Here is a 20,020-nt window from a genome sequence, read left to right as displayed (position 1 = left end):
GACACATAACTAAACCTAATTCTTTATGAACTTCAAAAATTCAATTCTAACTCTTGCCTTGATGGTATTTTCGGCTTTGGCTTTTGCCCAAGAAAAAGCAAGTCCAGCCAGAACAGCAGAAGGTACCGCGGCAGGCAGCAAGATCACTATCAAATATTCCTCCCCTGCTGTCAAGGGCAGAACCATTTGGGGAGATTTGGTCCCACTTGGCCAAGTGTGGAGAGCGGGCGCTGATGAAGCTACTACCTTTACCACTTCTAAGGACATCACTGTGGAAGGCCAAAAACTTCCAGCTGGAACCTACAGCTTCTTTGTAATACCGGGTGAAAGCCAATCTACTTTTATTTTCAACAAAGTAGCCAAGCAATGGGGAGCCTATAACTACGATGCCAAAGAAGATCAACTTCGCGTAAACGTACCTTCACAGCAAACTTCCACCATGGAAGAAAGACTGGTGTATGAAGTGAAGCCTGATTCTTTCGAAATCCGCTGGGAATACGGAAAAGCTGCTGCAAAAATCGGCTCTTGATTTTCTTTCTAGGTATTGAAATGCCACCGGATGAAAATTCGGTGGTTTTTTTGTGCCTTTTTAATCTTGAATCTGGGTTGGCAATTTCCAAGGCGTAAATTTGCGCCACATGTCTAAATTCAATCCTTTTTCATTTGACCTGCCCGTTTCGGAGATCATTCCTGAGGTCAAAAAACATCTCTCCTCTTCCAATTCCCTGATTATTCAAGCCCCTCCAGGGGCAGGGAAAAGTACGCTTCTTCCTTTGGCACTTTTGGACGAATCTTGGCTGGAAGGAAAGAAAATCATCATGCTGGAGCCTCGACGTCTTGCGACCAAAAGCATAGCCCAGCGAATGGCCGACATGCTTGGGGAAGAAGTCGGAAAAACAGTGGGCTATAGAATTCGATTTGAGTCGGCCATCTCCAATCAAACCCGACTGGAAGTGATTACCGAGGGGATTCTCACCCGAATGATGCATCAAGACAATGCCTTGGAAGAGGTAGGATTGGTGATTTTTGACGAATTCCATGAGCGGAATCTTTTTTCTGAGGTTGCCTTAGCTTTGGCTAGAGAGGTTCAACAAGTTCTCAGACCGGATTTGAGAATCCTGCTGATGTCTGCCACCATTGACGCAGAGCAGCTTTCCCAGCTCTTGGGTTGCAAAGTCATTCAAAGCCAAGGCAGACAATACCCTGTTGAAGTCAATTACCTCAGTGAAGTCGATGAATATGCCATCGGTGAGGACACAGCCCGACAGATCATTCCCTTGACCAAAAAGCATGAAGGCGATTTTCTGGTCTTTTTGCCGGGACAAGGTGAAATAAAGAAAGCCGAAGAAATCCTCAAAAGAGCCCTTTCTGAGGATATCATCGTTCCGCTCTACGGACAGCTTTCTCCATCGGAGCAAAACCGGGCCATTCTTCCCCATCCTTCGGGGAAGAGGAAAATCGTCCTGTCCACCGACATTGCCGAGACCTCACTCACCATCGAAGGCGTTCGAGTGGTCGTAGATTCCGGTTTTGCCAAATCCAACCGATTTGATCCTCGATCAGGGCTTTCGCGCTTGGTTCTCCATCGTATCAGCAAGGATTCCGCTGACCAACGAAGTGGACGGGCAGGCAGATTGACTGCCGGTCATTCCTACCGTCTGTGGACCAAAGCCATTCAAGCTCAGTTGGCAGAATACCGCACTCCAGAGCTTTTGGAGGCCGATTTGACGTCTCTTGTGCTGGACATGAAAGCTTGGGGCAAAGAGGATATTCGATCCATGACTTGGCTGACTCCCCCTCCTGCCGGTACCTTGGCACTTTCCGAAAAAGTATTGGAGGCCATCGATGCCGTGGAAGATGGAAAGCTCACTTCTCACGGTAAGGAAATCCATCAGCTTCCTGTTCACCCCCGAATCGCTCACATGTTGATTTTTGCCAAGCGGATGAATCAATTGGCATTGGCCACGGATATTGCAGCTGTGTTGGAAGAAAGAGACCCGCTTCCTGCTGATGCGGGTGTGGATTTGAATTTGCGGATTGATGCCTTGAGAAAATTCCGAGATCGGGGTGTAAGCATGTCCCGAATCAAAAAAATTGAAAAAGTAGCTTCGCAGTATCGCCGTCTTTTCAATATCCAACCCGAAAATAAACCGGCTGATCCTTGGGCCACAGGGCTACTTTTGGCCTATGCCTATCCGGAACGGATCGCTGCAGCTCGGCCTGGAAATAATGCCCAGTTTCAGCTTTCCAATGGGAAAATTGCCCAAATCGGTCACCGGGATGATTTGGCGCACGAATCCTGGCTGGCTGTGGCCCATGTGGATGCGAGGGAAGGAATGGGGAAAATCTGGATGGCCGCTCCGCTCAACCCAAAAGATTTGGCTCCTATGCTAAAAACCAAGGAAGTCTTGGAATGGGATCGAAAAAAAGGGGGATTGATTGCTCACTCCGAAATCCGGATTGGTGCTATCATTTTGGGCACTAGACCTCTGCAGAAATTCGACAAGTCATTGGCCAAACAAGCCATACTGGAAGCAATCCAAGAAGAAGGCCAATTCCTGCTTGATTGGAATGAGGAGGTCATGCAAGTGATTTTTCGAGTACAATCCCTCAAAAAATGGAATCCAGATCAAGATTGGCCAGAATGGTCGGTTGAAATCCTTTGCCAAACATCCCCTGAATGGTTGGAACCTTATTTGGAGAATATTTCCAAAAACGAGGATTTCAAAAAATTGGACCTGAGTCAAATTCTCCTTCATCACCTATCCTTTGAACAGCAACAACTTTTGGAATCTTTGGCACCAGCAAAAATCTCCGTGCCCTCAGGCAGTCAGATCAAACTGGAGTACAAAGAGGACGGTGCTACTCCCCTTCTTTCTGTTAGACTTCAGGAGTTGTTCGGACTGTTGGATACTCCTAAAGTCAATCAGGGTAAAGTGTCCGTTTTGATCGAAATGCTTTCTCCCGGATACAAGCCTGTTCAGCTTACTCAGGATTTAAAGAGCTTTTGGGCAAATGGCTATTTTGAAGTGAAAAAAGAGCTGAAAAGACGTTATCCCAAGCACGAGTGGCCTGAAGATCCCATCAGTGCAGAGGCGGTCAGGGGTGTGAAAAAGAGGAGTTGACCTCCAGATTATCCAAAAAGTCAAGAAGCTGAAGAAATGAAGCAATAGTAAATGGAGTCATTTCTTTTTGCTTAATCTGTTCAAGATAGAGCTGCCTCAAAGCCGGATAATCTTCAGGATTATATAGTCTAGCCAAGGTAGCCCCACGAAAGGCACTATACACGAAGTTTTGGGTTGGAAAGGGCTTTTCTTTCTGCTCAACAAACGCTTTTTCCAGATTCTGTGGTTGTATCATCATATCCAACCATCTGAATCCTTCTTGGATAAAAAATTTTTCCGCCATCAAAATTGCTTCGTCTAAATTCTGATTATCATGGATGGAGAACCTCCGCGGAAAATCCGAATTGATGGAACTCGGGGCTTGAATCAAAGTGATAGAACGGTTGGAATAATCACTTAAAGTCGGAAGAAACTTATGAATGATCAGTTCGACCGCATGAATCCTTACACCCAAGTTATATTCCAAATAGTTTATTTCCGGATATTCTGAGTAATGGATAAAAACCACTTGGTTTCCTTCAGGAAATGATTTTTGAAACCAAAGGTTTTGGGGATGTAATTCAAAACCAAAATCTTTGAAAAATCCAAAGTGTAAATCAATAACTTCCTCTTTCCTCATACTTTCTAAACAGAGGAATTCATCAAATGTTGTATTGGATCAGGAGAATAATTCTTTCAATTCTTGCAGCATGGGTTCCACTTCTGACTTTTTCAAAATCACACTTCCCTCATCCTCAGGATTATGCAAGTAGTGATTCCAGTGCTTCTCGGCTTTCCGGATGGTTCGTGGAGTAATGTCAAATTCGACACTGTCCAGGTAGTCCTTGGCCAAGGTGGAAGCTTTAAAATTGCCAAACAGGTAAACTCTGAAAATATCTACGAAGCGTTCGGCCAAATCAAACTCCTCCAAAATCTGAGTAAATGCCCCCTGTACTGACTTATTTTTTTTATCAAAAATCGCTTCAAAAACTGCATCTAAAGACTCCTCATTCCATTGGGTTTTGGAAAGAGCGCGGCAAGCTAGGTAAGCTATTTCCCAATTGTCGCCTTTAACTAAGGTGATCAAATGGTTTTTGGTTTCCTCGTCTGCCATTGAACCTAATTTATCTGCAAAATGATAAGCCTCTTCTTCTTTGGGGTCACACATCCGATTAAGGACTTTTTGGATTTCTTCTTGCATGATTTTTCGGTTTTCTTTGCACAAAGATAGCCTAAATGGCTTGCCAATCATGACGATTCCACAATCCATTTCTCTTAGTCAATCCGAAGTTGAGCGAATTATTTTTTCTGCTGAGAGATTTAAATGGACGGTTAGTTACTTAGAGCAAAAGCATCAGTTGGTCTTAGAAAAAGGTCAGGATTGGATGGCAAAGCTTTACCTTCCCTGGAGCCGGAAGTGGGACAGTCAAAAGGGGATTTTACCTTTGGAAGATGCTCACTATGCCTTGACTTTGATTCGGGCAGGACAAGCCGCAGTGGGCTATTTTCATCAAGGAAAACTGTTGGATCATAAAGTTTTCCGTGCTTACATGGTGAGACAAAAGCAGGGAAAATCCCAAATCAAACATCTGAAAACCAAAGGAAAATCCAGGGCAGGTTCACGTATCAGATTAGCTGAAACGGAGCGATTTTTTGAAGAAATCAATGAGCGCCTTCAAAATTATTCCAGGCAGTTCCCGATCGGTTTCTGGGGGATTAGCTGTGGCAAAACGCTATGGCCCTATCTCTTTTCCTCTGAGGTGACACCGCCTTTTTCTTCCAAAGATTCCAATCTCATCGAATTGCCTTTTCATATTTCTCAGGCCTCTTTCGAAGAACTGGAAAAAGCCGGAGAACTTCTAGGCAATTTTCATCTTATTCTTTCCGAAAAAGGGAAAGAATGCATTAAGCTTAACCCAGAAAAAGAAGAAGAAATTGACTCAGAAAATTGGTGAAACATCTTTTTTCATCAATTAAATAAAGTGGATGACCTGTCGGATAGCCTATTTATAAAAAAACCTTTGGCCTCGACTTGCGAAACCAAAGGTCAGGTTAGTGGTAAGTGTGTAAGTTTAAATTAAGCAGTGGTACTTCCTGTAGTTGGAAAATGATTGGAAATCATTGCCAACGTTTCATGGGCCATTTTGATGTTGTACTCATAAGCTAGGCTCTTGTAATTGACCAAGTCTACGATGGTACCTATGAAACACAACCCGAGCGTCAAGATGTAAAGAATCCCTAAGCCGACCTGTCCCAAGATAAATCGGTGTAAACCGGCAAACCCAAAGAAACCAAGCAAGGTCAAGATCAGAATCATCTGAGAATCCTTTCTCCGTGCACGGTATACTTGGGCAAACAGAGAAGCTTGATCCTCGTCCATATTTTTCATCAATCCCTGAATGTAGCCCAGTTCCATACCTTCCAGTTCAGGGAGATGCCTCAATACATTAGCCATAATTGTGTGTTGTTTTTAGGTTTTTGATTAAAGTCCAAATTCGATGAAGGATCACACCAAAAGCCAGCATAGCCAAAGGGTGCATTGACCAGGAAGCCTGAATCTCTCCCCGCGCGAGGAGGCTCATGGATCGTCCCAATCCACATCCCGGACACCAACTGAAGCCCATACTATCCAGCGGGCAAAGGCTGAAGTGATGTCCTGCCTCCGGGTCGATCGTCAGAATCGCAAGCAAACTGCCGATCCAAAAGATCAATTCCAGAGGTAAGCGTTTAAACCAAAGGGTGATTTCCTTCATGCTGGACAAAGTACGAAAAAGGTGCCATCTGGCAAATGTGGCTTAAATGACCTGATTTCCGCGTTGGTGTAAATATCCTGGATGATTTGCGTACAAAAAAGTGTACGATTACGTACGGTTTAACTGAGGAAGTCGAATTTCAAGGACCTTTCCAAATTGGGCTTCTTGTTGGTTTTGAAGGTTTTTTTTGAATGCTTTATACCCCTTCCTTCCCCCAAAATTTTTCCTTCCGGAATAGTTAAATACCAATCCCAAAATTTCTCCGGGGACCTTAATTCCTGGTTTTAGGTTTAATGCTTCTGAGGCCTCTTGACCTAAGAAAAAAGAAAGAATTCCCTCAGCCTGTGAGTTAAGCACAGGATCGGGAATTGTTTTTTGATAAAAATGAAGCAAGCCTTTTACCAATCGCTGCCCCGCTTCCGAGGATTTCAAATGTCTTTTTCGGATCAACTTATCCAGTTCGAAGGCCTCTTTGGTCGTAGTTGGCCAAAATTGAGTTTCTATTCCCATTAGTTCCCCGATCCATTTCCAATACACCAGAACCGATTCGTATTCTTTTTCGGAAGGAGAATAACGCATTTTTCCCAATCCCCTCAGCACGATATGACTGAAGGCAAGATTGGTTCCCAGCATATCTTCCTGATTGACAGGTTGACCGAAGGCCAAATCCCAGTCTTTGGCATATTGCCGGATGAAAAGCCTGCTAAACGCATGAATCAATCGGACTTTGGCACAAACCAAATACGCTTCATCCTGTGCGGAAAAAGCTCCGGGACGAAAAATTTCCAATACAAAGGAAGCCGTCTCTCCCAGCCTTTCCCCTATCTGATCCAAAATCCGATTGGACCTGACCAAAACCTGAGCACCATCGGCAAAGGCATAGCAGTAAGGCAAAGAATAAAAGCCAAGCATGGCGAGGTATAGGTCTCCTTTTTCTTCGAAAAAATCCTGCGCAGGTCGAAGATCGGATTCTAAATATTCCTTTTGTTTTTGGAGGTAGAATTCAAAAAAGGACATCAATTCAGTCGGAAAATCTGATGGCAAAGGATCAGGAATTGCTTTCCAAGCGTTAATCTCTGAAAGTAAACCGGTGCGTTGGACTAAAACCGAAACCGCCTGATCTGCCAAAGGATCTTGCCTTTGCCTAAGTTGATCAAAAACCGAATTGGTATAAAACTGCAATTTCTCCACGCCATTCTAACCTGCATTTTGTAATTTGGTTGGCTCAGAATCTGATTTCATGCTAAAAAATATATCTCTCCTCGTTCTTCTTTTCCTATCCATCAGTCAAATCCTTCAGGCTCAGGTAGCTTCAGATCTTTGGGTGGTCGATACCGAAGGCAAAGGCGGAAAATTCAAACTCCTGACCCAAACGGCAAAGCCACTGACCAATCGGCCGGAATACGACAATCAGCCAAACTTCATCAATGATTCCGAATTGGTTTTTTCTGCGGCGGATCAGAAGGGAAATCACGACATTATTCTATATAGCTTTCGGACTGGAAATTTCACCAACCTTTCCAAAAGCCCTGACCGAAGCGAATATTCCCCCAATCTCACCGACTGCAAGCAGTACATTTCGGCAGTAGTTGTAGAGCCGGATGGAAAGCAGCGGCTTTGGCTGTATCCGATTATCGGTGAAGCGCCTGAGCTTTTGTATGATGACATTGCCCCGGTAGGCTATTACGATTGGTATGACAACAAAGCAGCGATGTTTATCCTAGGAGAACCAAACAGACTGGTCTATGCCAGAGGGAAAGGAGATGTACAGGAAATTTCGAAAAATATTGGTAGATCAGTGAAAAACCGCCCGACTACACCTGAAATCAGCTTTTTAGATAGAAATGAAATCCAGACTGACGATGAAGGAGAAAAAGTTGCCATTAAGTCCTTTAATCTCAAAACCAATACATTTCGATCCTTAGGCTATTCCCTCCCCGGTTCACAGGATTTGATTTGGATAGATAAGAACCACCTGCTGATGGCCAAGGGAAATGAGATTTTCATCAAAAATGTTAAAGATTCAGATTGGCTTTCTCTCGGAAAAATAGAATCTTCGACTCATCAGAACATCAGCCGAATGGCATACAGTCCGGAGTTGAACAAACTCGTATTTGTCATGAACCGAAAATAACCTAAACCCCTATGAATAAATTATTTAAATCTGCGATTATTCTTTCCGCTCTCCTTTTTTCTGCAAACAGCCTCTACGCTCAAATTGATGACAAAAGGGGCATCGTAGCCAAAGGAGCTCAATTGGAAAAAGTAAAAGACGGATTCAGCTTTACCGAAGGCCCGGCGGTCAATCGTCAAGGGGACATTTTCTTTACCGATCAGCCCAATGATAAAATATACCGCTGGAATCCCAATAGCAATCAGATTACCCTCTTCAAGGAAGGTGCCGGCAGATCCAATGGCTTATATTTCCAATTGGATGGAAAACTGATTGCAGCTGCAGATCTCAACAATGAGCTATGGGAAATCGATCCCCAGACTGGAAAGGAAACAGTTCTGGTTCCTTCTTTTCGAGGAAAAAAGCTAAATGGCCCAAATGACATCTGGGTAAGACCAAAGGGCGGATTGTATTTCACCGATCCTCTTTATCCAAGACCTTATTGGGAAGGAATCCGGGGAAAAGAAATGGAACAGGATGGGCAACATGTCTATTTTCTTTCGGCCGACCGAACCGAACTCTTTAGAGTCGCGGAAGACCTGAAGCAACCAAATGGGATCGTAGGCACACCTGATGGAAAATACCTCTATGTTGCTGATATCGGAGATAAAAAAACCTGGAAATACGAGATCCAAGAAGACGGGTATTTGACCAATAAAACGCTTTTCTGTGAAATGGGCTCAGATGGAATGACCATTGATGAGCGAGGCAATGTATATCTTACCGGAAAAGGAGTTACTGTCTTTGATAAAAACGGAGAACAGATTGCACATATCCCAGTGCCGGAAAACTGGACTGCAAATGTTGCTTTTGGTTCCCTTACCCGAAATGTTCTTTTTATTACCGCGATGGGCTCAGTCTATACCCTAAAAATGAAATTCAGAGGAGTTTGGTGAAAAAGCTGGAAGTTGGGAGACCGAAGACAGAAGAAACTTCGGTCTTCTGTCTTCGGTCTTCTGTCTTCCTTCTCATGACCAACAATTCCCATCCACGTCACAGCTTTCACCTTCTGAGCTGGAAGCAATATCCAGGACAGGATTGTTTTTAGCGTATTCAGTCCAAGCTTTTTCCAAACTCTGATCAAAAACCTCATCAGGCTGAGCTCCCGAAATTCCGAATTTTCGATCCAACACAAAGAAAGGCACTCCCCTCACTCCGATTAGTCTAGACTCATAAATATCCTGATCTACAGCTTGTTCAAACTCATTCGATTCAAGCATAAGTTTAATTTTTTCTTCAGGCACTCCCAGTTCTTTTCCAAGTTGGACAAGGGTATCGAGGTCATCCACGTTGAGTCCATCTGTAAAGTAGGCCTTCAGCAATCGTTCTTTCATTGCATCTTGTACACCGAATTCTTTGGCAAGATGAATCAGGCGGTGAGCGTTTTTGGTATTGGCGACCACTGCTTTGTCAAAATCAAAGGTTAAACCCTCCGCCTTTGCCATTCCCACTACCTGTGCGGTAATCTGGCGTGTTTGTTCCATGGACCAACCTTTTGATTTGGATAGATCTTCCAAGGTACTGACACCGGGTTTTGTTTTTTGATCTGGGTTCAGCTGAAAACTTTTCCACTCGATCTCTACCTTGTCTTTGAAAGGGAATTTCTGAAGGGCTTTTTCCATCTTTCTTTTCCCGATGTAACAAAATGGACACACGACGTCCGACCAAATCTCGATTTTCATAGAGGTATCAAATTGTTGTGAATGGCTAAGAAATCCCAAGTTTATCGATCATTTTATCCGAGATCATTTTCTCATGGCATTTCATTGGAATTTTACTTTACTTAAAGGAGAAATCGGAAATGAATCCAAAGAGTTCACCAATACCTTTGAAAACTAAAGAATGCCCTTCCTGTGCCATGGAAGTAGATGCAAGAGCAAAAGTTTGCCCCATCTGCCAATTTGAATTCCCCAAACGTTCACCATGGATTACATGGATGGCTATTCTCTTGGTGATCATTTGGTTACTTTCCTACATCCTTTGAAACCACCCTTCCTTATGAATAAAAGATCATTTCTGAAATATTTGGCTGCCTTTGGTATTGGAGGCAGTGTTCTTCCGGCGGCAGCCAAACCCTTCTCTTTTGACCAACTCGATTGGTCTGCAGATGACATTTGGGATCAAATCCGAGCAGGATATCGCATCAAGCGGGACTATGTCAATTTTGAAAACGGGTATTATTGCTTTCTTCCTGAAGAAATTTTGGAAAAATACATTGCCCATATCCGGGAAGTAAACTTTCAGGCTTCTCACTATATGCGCGGCGTTCAGTTTGAAAACAAAGCCAAATCTGCAGCTGCTTTAGCTGAATTAGTGGGGGCAGATCCTGAGGAGGTAGTGTTAACCCGAAATACCACGGAGTCTTTGGATTTGATCATTTCGGGGTATCCTTGGAAGCCGGGTGACGAGGCGGTTTTCTCCAATCAAGACTATGGAAGCATGCAGACCATGTTTGAGTTGGCATCCAAGCGCTGGGGTATCAAGACGGTAAAAATCGATATTCCCCTAGATCCTAAAAATGATGAAGAGATAGTCGAAGCCTACCGAAAAGCCATCACCCCGAAGACCAAACTAATGATGGTGCCGCATATCGTCAACATCACAGGACATATTTTACCCGTCAGAAAAATTGCCGATATGGCCCATTCCTATGGAGTAGAGGTCATGCTCGATGGGGCGCATGCAGTCGGACATTTTACATTCAACATGCATGAGTTAGACTGCGATTACTATGGTTCCAGCCTTCACAAATGGCTTAGCGTACCTCTTGGCGCTGGTATGCTCTATGTCAAAAAAGACAAAATCAGTAAAATACAGCCCCTTTTAGCTCCTTTTGATCTCAGCCTTAACACAATTGCTTACCTCAATCACATCGGAACCCACCCCGTAGCCACTGACTTGACAGTGATTGATTCCATTGAATTTCAGAATCGAATTGGGGCAAAAAGGAAAGAAGAAAGATTAAGATACATCCAAAAATATTGGTCTGATCAAGTGAGAAACCTTCCCGGGATCAAAGTCAACACTCCTGAGGATCCGGCACGGTGCTGTGGCATAGGTAATGTTTGGGTAGAAAAATATACGCCTGCAGAAATGGGTAAAATCCTTCTTGAAAAGTACAAGATTTTCACTGCTCCCATCGATGGTGCGGGGGTAAGAGGGGTTAGAGTAAGTCCAAATATCTACACTTCGACCGCTGAATGTGATCAGCTGGTAAAAGCTCTCAAAGAAATGGCTTTATAGGAATTAGAAAAATCAAAACCAAATCAAGGCCTTTGTAGCAATTTCAAGGGCTTTGTTTTGATTTTTTTCGAAAATTTCAAGGAAGACATCAAATTTTTAAAATAAATCCTTGCAATTGTTTTTTTGAGGTACAACATTTGCAGCCTCAAAAGCATGATCCACTCAAACTCCATAGCGAATCACCCGAATCAGGTTTACAACGTCTCGTTGAGTTCTGATGCTATGGTTAATTTTTCTCCTGTGTTGAGGTCTAGGCAGACTTTTAGGGTTTGACCCTGCATGATAGTTTGTTTTCCTACGCGGAAAATACCCCTCGACCAATAGTTACCAAAAATCTTAATTCACAAGCCCTGTCTTCACCGGAGGCAGTACAATTCATGCAATATCCATGGAAGAAATCTCTTTCAAAATCATTGTAGCAGATTCCTCTCACAAGAAGTATTCTGAGCAAATCACTCAGGAAATGGAAAATTCTGCCAAAGCTCGTGGAACTGGTATAGCCAAGCGAAGTCCTGCCTACATCGAGACCAAAATGGACGAAGGAAAAGCAGTCATCGCCTTGACTTCAGACGGAACTTGGGCAGGATTCTGCTATATTGAAGCTTGGGGTCACGGAAAGTTTGTGGCTAACTCAGGCCTGATCGTTTCTCCTCAGTTTCGGAAATACGGGCTGGCTCGAAAAATCAAACAGGAAATCTTCAAACTCAGCCGTAAAAAATACCCGGATTCCAAAATCTTCGGTTTGACCACCGGTGCTGCTGTGATGAAGATCAACTCTGAATTGGGCTATATACCGGTTTCCTATGCTGACTTGACCGACGATCAAGATTTCTGGAAAGGATGCCAAAGCTGCGTAAATTATGAGATCCTGATGTCTAAAAACCGTCAGAACTGCCTTTGCACAGCCATGCTTTATGACCCCCATGCCAAGAAAAATCACACGGAGGAACTTGCACTGAGGGATGATTTCAAAAAAGAAATCAAATTATTTGACCGATGGGTCCGATTGAAAAAATTCATCATGCTCAAACTCACCAAGTCCAAAGACACGGTGAAAAGTCTCTTCCTATAACCAATCATCCCGTGATGGGACAAAACTTCTAGATATTATGAAAAAAGTCGTTTTAGCGTACAGCGGAGGTCTTGACACTACCTTCTGCGCCTTGCATTTGACCAAAGACTTGGGCTATGAAGTCCATGCTGCCATAGTGAATACCGGTGGCTTTTCGACCGAAGAATTACAAACCATCGAAGCCAGGGCTAAAACCCTCGGAGTGGCTTCTTTCACCATATTGGACGTGGTAGATTATTACTACGACTCCGTGATCAAATATTTGGTTTTCGGAAATGTTCTGAAAAACGCTACTTATCCCCTTTCGGTATCTGCAGAGCGAATCGTTCAGGCAAAATCTTTGGCTGAATATGCCAAGTCTATTGGCGCCAAAGCCGTAGCTCATGGTTCTACAGGTGCTGGAAATGACCAGGTTCGATTCGATATGATCTTCCAAACGATCGTGCCGGATATCGAAATCATCACGCCGATCCGAGACTTGAAGCTTTCCCGTCAGGAAGAAATCGAATACCTCAAAAAGCATGGAGTTTCCATGAATTTTGAGAAAGCAGCCTACTCCATCAATAAAGGAATTTGGGGAACATCGGTAGGAGGAAAAGAAACTTTGACCTCTTCCGAATACCTTCCTGAGGAAGCTTGGCCTACTCAAGTATCTGAGCACGAGCCTAAAGAAATAAAATTAACTTTTGTTCAAGGAGAATTGAAAGGGGTAAATGGAGTAACCTATGACAATCCGGTGAACGCAATCCTGAAGGTTCAGGAATTGGCAGCTCCTTATGGAATCGGTCGTGACATTCACGTGGGTGACACCATCATCGGCATCAAAGGCCGCGTAGGATTTGAAGCTGCTGCACCGATTATCATCATCAAAGCCCATCAGTTGTTGGAAAAACACACCTTGACCAAGTGGCAGATGTTCTGGAAAAATCAGCAGGCTGAGTTTTACGGAAATCACCTGCATGAAGGACATTACCTCGATCCTGTGATGAGAAATCTTGAAGCTTTCTTGGCAAGTACCCAAGAGTTTGTTTCTGGCGATGTAAGAGTATTGCTACAACCATACCGATTCACTTTGTTGGGAATCTACTCTGAACATGATTTGATGTCTTCCAAGTTTGGAAGCTATGGTGAGATGAACAAAGGCTACACGGGTGAAGATGTAAAAGGATTCACCCGAATCTTGGGTAACCAAACTGCCATTTTCCACAAAGTCAACAGCGGAAATGACTAAGATCAAAACAGCGGTCATTGGAGCGGCAGGCTACACCGGAGGCGAACTCCTTCGGATTTTGGTTCACCACCCTGCGGTCGAACTGGTATGTGTCCACTCCAATAGCCAAAAAGGGAAAAAAGTCATCGAATCACATCCGGATTTGATCGGAGATTGTGATTTGGTATTCACCGATGAAGTTCCTGCCGAAGTGGATGCGGTGTTTTTGGGATTGCCGCATGGAGAGACCAAAGGCTTTTTGGAAGCCCATCCCTTCTCCCCTGACACAGTAATTATAGATCTTTCCACGGATTTCAGAGACGAGTCCAATGGGTTCATTTATGGCCTTCCTGAAGTAAACTCGGCAAAAATCAAAACCGCCAAGCGCATTGCCAACCCGGGTTGCTTTGCGACGGGAATTCAATTGGCTTTGGCACCGGCGATAGCCAAGGGTTGGATCAAAGATCAAGTTCATATCAGCGGCATTACGGGTTCGACCGGAGCAGGAAAAAAGCTTGCCGAGACTTCTCATTTCAGCTACCGAACCGGGAATATGTCAGTTTACAAGCTTTTCACCCATCAGCACCTCAAAGAAATCAAGCAGACATTTAGGCAACTGAATTCTGACTTCAGTTCAGAACTCTTGTTTGTGCCTTATCGAGGCAATTTCTCGAGAGGGCTTTGGGTGACGGCCTATTTTCCTTTTGAAGGATCAGAAGCTGAGGCAGTGGCAGCCTATCAGGAATTCTATAAGGATGCAGCTTTTACTTTCGTATCCACTCAGGATATTGATCTGAAGCAAGCAGTCAATACCAATAAGTGTATTCTCTTTGCCCAAAAAGAAGCTGGACAATTGGTCATTTACTCAGCGATTGACAACCTATTAAAAGGTGCCTCTGGTCAGGCTGTGCAAAACTTCAATTTGGCTTTTGGGCTAGAAGAGAAGCAAGGGCTGAATTTGAAGTCCATCGCATTTTAATTTCGGATTTCGGACATAGGATGTCGGATTTTCCGAAATCCGAAATCGCAAATCCGAAATAGAGAAAATCGTAAATCTTATTTTAAAATGAACTTATTTGACGTATATCCCCTCATTCCAGTCACCATTGACCGCGCCGAAGGCTGTCGGCTTTGGGACGATCAGGGGCAAGAATATTTGGATCTTTACGGAGGTCATGCGGTGATTTCCATCGGTCACACGCATCCACATTACGTGAAGCGAATCAAAGATCAACTGGACAAAATCGCTTTTTATTCCAATTCAGTTGAGATTCCTATCCAGCAGGAGTTGGCCAAAAAACTAGGGCACCTCTCCTGTCTGCATGACTATCAGCTTTTCTTGGTCAACTCAGGAGCAGAAGCCAATGAAAATGCCATCAAAATGGCCTCTTTTGCCACTGGCAAGTCCGGTTTCATTTCTTTTTCAGGTGCTTTCCATGGCCGAACTTCCGGTGCTGTCGCATTAACTGACAACCCGAAAATTGTGGCTCCCTGCAATGCCCGAGAGGATTTTCACATCCTTCCTTGGGGTGATATTGATGCGGTAGAAGAAGCTTTAAAGTCCAACACCATTGCAGGCATCATCATAGAAGGAATTCAAGGGGTGGGCGGAATTCAGGTTCCCGAACCTGATTTTCTACGTGGTATTTCCTCTTTGGCTAAGAAATATGAAGCCAAATTGATCCTCGATGAGGTACAATCCGGCTATGGCCGCACCGGTCGTTTCTTTGCCCATCAGTGGGTCGATGGCATCATGCCTGACCTGATCACGATGGCCAAAGGCATGGGCAATGGATTCCCCATCGGTGGCCTGTTGATTGCTTTGGAGTTCAAAGCGAGCTATGGCTTGTTGGGCACCACATTCGGAGGCAATCACTTAGCATGCGCTGCGGGATTGGCGGTGTTGGAGGTTTTGGAACAGGAAAATCTTCAGGCAAAAGCATTGGAGCTTGGAGATCGATTGATCGAGGAATTGAAGACGATTCCGGGAATCATCGATGTTCGAGGAAAAGGTCTGATGATTGGGATTGATTTGGATCGGGATGCGGGACCTGTCCGAAATGAACTGGTGAAAAAGTACCACATGTTCACCGGTTCGGCGGCGGGAAAACAGACGATCCGTTTGCTTCCTCCTTTGTCTGTCGAATGGAATCAGTTAAATTCGTTCTTGACCGCTTTGAAAGAAATCCTTAGCAATTGAGCTTATTTAGGTTCTTATAACCCCAAACCATGAAGTATTTTACCCAATTTGAATCCAAAGAGCTAGGTCAGGAATTGATCGATTTAGCTATTGCCTATAAAGCCAATCCACGTCTCGACCAAGCCAAGGGTCAGGGCAAGCGAGTCGGTTGTATTTTTCTCAATCCATCGCTCAGAACTAGGGTATCTACTCAAATTGCTGCTCAAAATCTGGGCATGGAAGCCATGGTGCTCAACATGGACAAGGAAGGTTGGGCCTTGGAGATGCAGGAAGGTGCCATCATGAACAAAGGCACTGTAGAGCATATCAAAGATGCAGCAGGAGTCTTGGGTTCTTATTTCGACATTCTGGCGATTCGCGCTTTCCCTTCCCTGACCAACAAGGAGGAAGATATGACAGACTTTATCTTCGGTCAGTTTATCAAATACAGCGGGATTCCGGTGGTGAGCTTGGAATCAGCCACTCGTCATCCTTTGCAGAGTTTAGCGGATCAGATCACTATTCAGGAGCATTTGGTAGGAAAAAAGAAACCAAAAGTGGTACTGACCTGGGGACCTCATATCAAGGCGATCCCGCACGCGGTGGCTAACAGCTTTGCCGAATGGTCACTCGGAATGGGACATGACCTTACAATCACTCATCCCGAAGGCTACGAACTTCATCAGTCATTTACCAAAGGTGCTACCATCGAATATGATCAAAGCAAAGCCCTTGAAGATGCTGATTTTGTGTATGTTAAAAACTGGTCAGCATTCAATGATTATGGAAAAATCCTCAGCACAGACTCCCGCTGGATGCTCACAGAGGATCATTTCAAAAATGCTCCCGAAGGTAAAGTAATGCATTGTTTGCCGGTACGAAGAAATCTCGAGCTCTCCGATGAAATCTTGGACGGCTCACGCTCTTTGGTACAAAAGCAAGCTGAAAACAGAATTTACGCTGCGCAGGCGGTACTCAGCAAAATACTCGGTTAACCTTTTTTCAACTCTCAAACCTATGAAGATTTCAATTATCAAAATCGGCGGAAATGTCATCGACTTCCCTGAGAAGTTGGATGAATTTTTGGCCCTTTTCGCCAAATTTCCCGGGCATAAAATACTTGTCCACGGAGGTGGAGTCCTAGCTTCCCGATTTGGAGAAAGCATGGGCGTGATGCCGGAAATGGTTGATGGCCGTCGTATCACAGACAAAGATACCCTCGACATCGTGACCATGGTCTATGCCGGACTGATCAACAAAAACATCGTTGCCAAACTTCAGGCTTTAAAAGTGAATGCCATCGGGATGACCGGAGCAGACGGTAATTTGATCCGCTCGATCAAGCGCCCTGTCAAAGGAATTGATTATGGGTTTGTGGGAGATATTCAGGAGATCAACACCGAATTGTTGGACACCCTACTTAGCGCTGGACTGCAACCGGTGATCAATGCCATCACCCACGACAAAAAAGGCCAATTGCTCAATACCAATGCGGATTCTATTTCATCTGCTTTGGCTACCAGTCTGGCAAAAGACCATCATGTAAATCTGTACTTCTGCTTCAATAAAGCAGGGGTTCTCGTTGATGAGAAAAATGAACATTCCATCATTCCCCTGATCAATGAGGATATTTACGCTGAACTGCGTAAAGAAAATGTGATCCACTCCGGAATGATTCCAAAACTGGACAACGCCTTTGATGCTTTGAAAAAAGGTGTCCAGCATGTCTGGATCGGGAAAGCGGAAAACCTTCTATTGGCCGCCAAAGGAAAAACTTCCGGCACCACCATTGAGCGTCAACGATACGATCTGTACTGATGGAGGATTTCAAAAAATTGTTTGACGATGCTGTTGATTTGCTGGAAAAGCTGATTTCCACACCTTCCTTTTCCAAAGAAGAAAAAAACACCGGAGACCTGATCGAGCAATTTTTAAAGGAAAAAGGAGTTGAAACCCATCGATCGGGAAATAACATTTGGGCTTTTGCCACAGAGTACAATCCAGTCTTGCCCACCGTTTGGCTTAACTCCCACCACGATACGGTCAAACCCAACTCAGGCTATACCAAAGATCCATTTACCCCGATCGTTGAAGACGGGAAGCTTTTTGGCCTCGGGTCAAATGATGCAGGAGGACCTTTGGTCGCGCTTTTGGCCACCTTTTGCCATTTTATTGGCAAAGAGCTTCCCTTCAACTTGTTGATGATTGCTTCTGCTGAAGAAGAAATCTCAGGTCAGAACGGCATTGCTTCTCTCCTATCTCAACTTCCAGAGGCAGAACTGGCCATTGTAGGCGAACCCACTCAAATGCGATTGGCAGTGGCAGAAAAAGGCCTCTTGGTCATTGATGCCAAAATCCACGGGAAAGCAGGTCATGCCGCTAGAGAAGAAGGAATCAATGCAATCTATCTGGCCCTGGAGGATTTGGAAGAAATCAGAAACTTCCAGTTCAGCAAGACTTCACCCTTCCTTGGTCGTACCAAAGTCACTTGTACGGTGATCAAAGCCGGACAGCAGCATAATGTCGTTCCTGACCTTTGCGAATATGTGTTGGACGTGAGAGTGACAGACGCATACACGCTGGAAGGAGCTTTGGAAGAACTTCAGGATATCCTCAAAGCAGAACTGACACCTCGTTCGCTTCGTCTTCAGTCTTCTCATTTGCCCAACGATCACATGATGTATCGAGTGGCAGATGAATTGGATTTGGAGACCTTTGGTAGTCCCACCCTATCCGATCAAGCGCTTATTCCTTATCCATCGGTTAAAATCGGCCCCGGAGACTCTGCCCGTTCGCATACCGCAGACGAATACATTTACCTGGAAGAGATCAAAGCCGGTATCCAAGGCTACATCTCCATTATCAATCACTACGCAGCACTCAGCTAACTCTTGAATCATGAAAATCTGGCAAAAAGCTACCGATAGCAAAAAGGAAGTCGAACAATTTACCATCGGTCGTGATCCGGAATTTGATATTCTTCTCGCACCGTTTGATGTGCTGGGTTCGATGGCGCATGCCCATATGCTGGCCAAAATCGGTCTGTTGACTAAAGAGGACAATCAGATCCTCCAGAAAGGATTGAAAGAAATCTATTTCGAAATCGAAAAAGGCCAGTTTCAGATTGCACCGGGTGTGGAAGACGTACACTCACAGGTGGAGTTTTTGCTTACGGAGCGCTATGGAGAAGTGGGAAAAAAACTGCATAGCGGCAGAAGTCGAAACGATCAGGTTTTAGTGGATCTGAAGCTGTATTACCGTGCAGCAATTCGGGAGATCCTTGAAGAAACTCAGACCCTTTTTGATTTGCTGATTTCCTTGGCAGAAAAGCATAAAAACGATTTGATGCCGGGTTATACGCATACCCAATTGGCCATGCCTTCTTCGTTTGGACTTTGGTTTGGGTCATTTGCGGAAGGTTTGACCGAAGATCTAGGAATGCTGAAGGCTGCCTTTGACCTGAGCAATAAAAATCCATTGGGTTCTGCTGCTGGCTATGGATCAAGTTTTCCATTGGACCGAACCATGACCACTGAGCTTTTAGGCTTTGCAGATCTGCACCACAATGTGATCAATGCCCAAAACAGCCGTGGAAAAACCGAACGAACCTTGGCTTTTGCCTTGGCAGGGATAGCTGGGACGCTCAACAAACTGGCTACGGATGTCTGCCTGTTTATGAATCAGCATTTTGCATTCCTCACCTTCCCGGACAATTTGACTACGGGAAGCAGCATCATGCCGCATAAGAAAAATCCAGACGTATTTGAATTGATCCGAGCCAAAACGAATCAGATCCAAGCGGTCCCGACTTCAGTAAGCTTTCTTTTGACAAATATGAGTACAGGTTATCATCGGGATATGCAGCTACTGAAGGAAGATATTTTCCCGGCTTTCGAGAGCCTTAAGTCCTGTCTCAGTATGAGCACGTTTATGCTCAAGGAGATCAAGGTGAAGCAAAATATCCTTCAAGATCCTTTTTACAAGCATCTTTTTTCTGTGGAAGTGGTAAATGACTTGGTTCTGAAAGGAATGCCATTCCGGGATGCTTACAAAAAAGTAGGCTTCGACATCGATGCTGACCAATTTTCACCAGACCAAAGTCAGGTAAACCATACCCATGAAGGCAGTATCGGAAATCTTTGTCTTGCCGAAATAAAAGCCAAAATGAGCAAACAAGTAGCCCAATTTGAATTTGAAAAAGTGGACCAAGCTTTCAAAAGGCTCTTGAAATAATTTTCAGTTTTGCCTAAGCTTTTTCACCGTTATTTTCATTTGAAAATTTTACT

The 20,020-nt window shown here is 44.3% G+C and carries 21 protein-coding genes; 14 read left to right on the top strand and 7 right to left on the bottom strand.

Going from position 1 to position 20,020, the window contains the following annotated elements; genetic code table 11:
- Positions 1 to 25: 25 nt before the first annotated feature.
- Together DDT91_RS05020 and hrpB are read left to right on the top strand one after the other, a co-directional pair.
- Positions 26 to 529 (top strand): DUF2911 domain-containing protein, encoded by a 504-nt coding sequence (locus tag DDT91_RS05020; protein ID WP_187175041.1) that lies wholly within the window; start codon positions 26 to 28, stop codon positions 527 to 529.
- Between the two features lie 109 nt (positions 530 to 638).
- Positions 639 to 3,125: an ATP-dependent helicase HrpB gene (hrpB, locus tag DDT91_RS05015; protein ID WP_187175040.1), complete on the top strand. Its 2,487-nt coding sequence runs from the start codon at positions 639 to 641 to the stop codon at positions 3,123 to 3,125.
- On the opposite strand, the gene DDT91_RS05010 is transcribed toward hrpB, so the two are convergent.
- Positions 3,100 to 3,744, bottom strand: coding sequence for a hypothetical protein (locus DDT91_RS05010; protein ID WP_187175039.1), 645 nt, complete (start codon positions 3,742 to 3,744; stop codon positions 3,100 to 3,102). The two genes, hrpB and DDT91_RS05010, sit on opposite strands and share 26 nt — an antisense overlap.
- A gap of 39 nt (positions 3,745 to 3,783) precedes the next feature.
- The gene (locus tag DDT91_RS05005; protein WP_187175038.1) at positions 3,784 to 4,305 is read right to left on the bottom strand and encodes a HEAT repeat domain-containing protein; all 522 of its coding nucleotides are present in this window, start codon (positions 4,303 to 4,305) and stop codon (positions 3,784 to 3,786) included.
- A 49-nt stretch (positions 4,306 to 4,354) separates the two neighbouring features.
- On the opposite strand from DDT91_RS05005, the gene DDT91_RS05000 reads away from it, so the two are divergent.
- On the top strand, positions 4,355 to 5,059 hold the full coding sequence (locus tag DDT91_RS05000) for a hypothetical protein (protein WP_187175037.1): 705 nt from the start codon (positions 4,355 to 4,357) through the stop codon (positions 5,057 to 5,059).
- A gap of 122 nt (positions 5,060 to 5,181) precedes the next feature.
- On the opposite strand, the gene DDT91_RS04995 is transcribed toward DDT91_RS05000, so the two are convergent.
- The 3 genes from DDT91_RS04995 to DDT91_RS04985 all read right to left on the bottom strand — a co-directional run bounded on the left by DDT91_RS04995 (position 5,182) and on the right by DDT91_RS04985 (position 7,048).
- Positions 5,182 to 5,559, bottom strand: a complete 378-nt coding sequence (locus DDT91_RS04995) for a TM2 domain-containing protein (RefSeq protein ID WP_187175036.1) — start codon at positions 5,557 to 5,559, stop codon at positions 5,182 to 5,184.
- Positions 5,552 to 5,857: a DUF2752 domain-containing protein gene (locus DDT91_RS04990; RefSeq protein WP_187175035.1), complete on the bottom strand. Its 306-nt coding sequence runs from the start codon at positions 5,855 to 5,857 to the stop codon at positions 5,552 to 5,554. The genes DDT91_RS04995 and DDT91_RS04990 overlap by 8 nt, the downstream gene beginning before the upstream one ends.
- A 108-nt stretch (positions 5,858 to 5,965) precedes the next feature.
- Positions 5,966 to 7,048 (bottom strand): oxygenase MpaB family protein, encoded by a 1,083-nt coding sequence (locus DDT91_RS04985; protein ID WP_187175034.1) that lies wholly within the window; start codon positions 7,046 to 7,048, stop codon positions 5,966 to 5,968.
- Positions 7,049 to 7,097: 49 nt separating this feature from the next.
- On the opposite strand from DDT91_RS04985, the gene DDT91_RS04980 reads away from it, so the two are divergent.
- Both DDT91_RS04980 and DDT91_RS04975 read left to right on the top strand, forming a co-directional pair.
- A complete protein-coding gene (locus tag DDT91_RS04980) occupies positions 7,098 to 7,991 on the top strand; it encodes a hypothetical protein (RefSeq protein WP_187175033.1) in 894 nt (297 codons plus the stop codon).
- Between the two features lie 11 nt (positions 7,992 to 8,002).
- Positions 8,003 to 8,926, top strand: a complete 924-nt coding sequence (locus DDT91_RS04975; protein WP_187175032.1) for an SMP-30/gluconolactonase/LRE family protein — start codon at positions 8,003 to 8,005, stop codon at positions 8,924 to 8,926.
- Positions 8,927 to 8,998: 72 nt separating this feature from the next.
- Here the strand turns inward: DDT91_RS04975 and DDT91_RS04970 are convergent, their stop codons facing one another.
- Positions 8,999 to 9,712 carry a DsbA family protein gene (locus DDT91_RS04970; RefSeq protein ID WP_187175031.1) on the bottom strand — a complete coding sequence of 238 codons (714 nt, stop codon included), beginning with the start codon at positions 9,710 to 9,712 and terminating at the stop codon, positions 8,999 to 9,001.
- Between the two features lie 97 nt (positions 9,713 to 9,809).
- Positions 9,810 to 9,989, bottom strand: a complete 180-nt coding sequence (locus tag DDT91_RS04965) for a hypothetical protein (protein WP_187175030.1) — start codon at positions 9,987 to 9,989, stop codon at positions 9,810 to 9,812.
- 39 nt (positions 9,990 to 10,028) lie between these two features.
- On the opposite strand from DDT91_RS04965, the gene DDT91_RS04960 reads away from it, so the two are divergent.
- The 9 genes from DDT91_RS04960 to argH all read left to right on the top strand — a co-directional run bounded on the left by DDT91_RS04960 (position 10,029) and on the right by argH (position 19,967).
- Positions 10,029 to 11,273 (top strand): aminotransferase class V-fold PLP-dependent enzyme, encoded by a 1,245-nt coding sequence (locus DDT91_RS04960; RefSeq protein WP_187175029.1) that lies wholly within the window; start codon positions 10,029 to 10,031, stop codon positions 11,271 to 11,273.
- 388 nt (positions 11,274 to 11,661) lie between these two features.
- Positions 11,662 to 12,345, top strand: coding sequence for a GNAT family N-acetyltransferase (locus DDT91_RS04955; RefSeq protein WP_187175028.1), 684 nt, complete (start codon positions 11,662 to 11,664; stop codon positions 12,343 to 12,345).
- A 37-nt stretch (positions 12,346 to 12,382) separates the two neighbouring features.
- Positions 12,383 to 13,576, top strand: coding sequence for an argininosuccinate synthase (locus DDT91_RS04950; protein WP_187175027.1), 1,194 nt, complete (start codon positions 12,383 to 12,385; stop codon positions 13,574 to 13,576).
- Entirely contained in the window at positions 13,569 to 14,534 is a 966-nt protein-coding gene (argC, locus tag DDT91_RS04945) for an N-acetyl-gamma-glutamyl-phosphate reductase (protein ID WP_187175026.1), read from the top strand. Before DDT91_RS04950 ends, argC begins: the two co-directional genes overlap by 8 nt.
- 87 nt (positions 14,535 to 14,621) lie before the next feature.
- The gene (locus DDT91_RS04940; RefSeq protein ID WP_187175025.1) at positions 14,622 to 15,755 is read left to right on the top strand and encodes an aspartate aminotransferase family protein; all 1,134 of its coding nucleotides are present in this window, start codon (positions 14,622 to 14,624) and stop codon (positions 15,753 to 15,755) included.
- Between the two features lie 29 nt (positions 15,756 to 15,784).
- Positions 15,785 to 16,729: an acetylornithine carbamoyltransferase gene (locus DDT91_RS04935; protein ID WP_187175024.1), complete on the top strand. Its 945-nt coding sequence runs from the start codon at positions 15,785 to 15,787 to the stop codon at positions 16,727 to 16,729.
- A 22-nt stretch (positions 16,730 to 16,751) separates the two neighbouring features.
- A complete protein-coding gene (gene argB, locus DDT91_RS04930; RefSeq protein ID WP_187175023.1) occupies positions 16,752 to 17,552 on the top strand; it encodes an acetylglutamate kinase in 801 nt (266 codons plus the stop codon).
- Positions 17,552 to 18,622 (top strand): M20 family metallo-hydrolase, encoded by a 1,071-nt coding sequence (locus DDT91_RS04925; protein WP_187175022.1) that lies wholly within the window; start codon positions 17,552 to 17,554, stop codon positions 18,620 to 18,622. Before argB ends, DDT91_RS04925 begins: the two co-directional genes overlap by 1 nt.
- Positions 18,623 to 18,632: 10 nt before the next feature.
- A complete protein-coding gene (gene argH / locus DDT91_RS04920) occupies positions 18,633 to 19,967 on the top strand; it encodes an argininosuccinate lyase (protein WP_187175021.1) in 1,335 nt (444 codons plus the stop codon).
- Positions 19,968 to 20,020 lie beyond the last annotated feature (53 nt).

The organism is Algoriphagus sp. AK58, assembly GCF_014324365.1.
GTDB lineage: Bacteria > Bacteroidota > Bacteroidia > Cytophagales > Cyclobacteriaceae > Algoriphagus.
The sequence above is the reverse complement of the archived record's forward strand: the minus strand, read 5'-3'. Positions and strand labels throughout refer to the sequence as shown.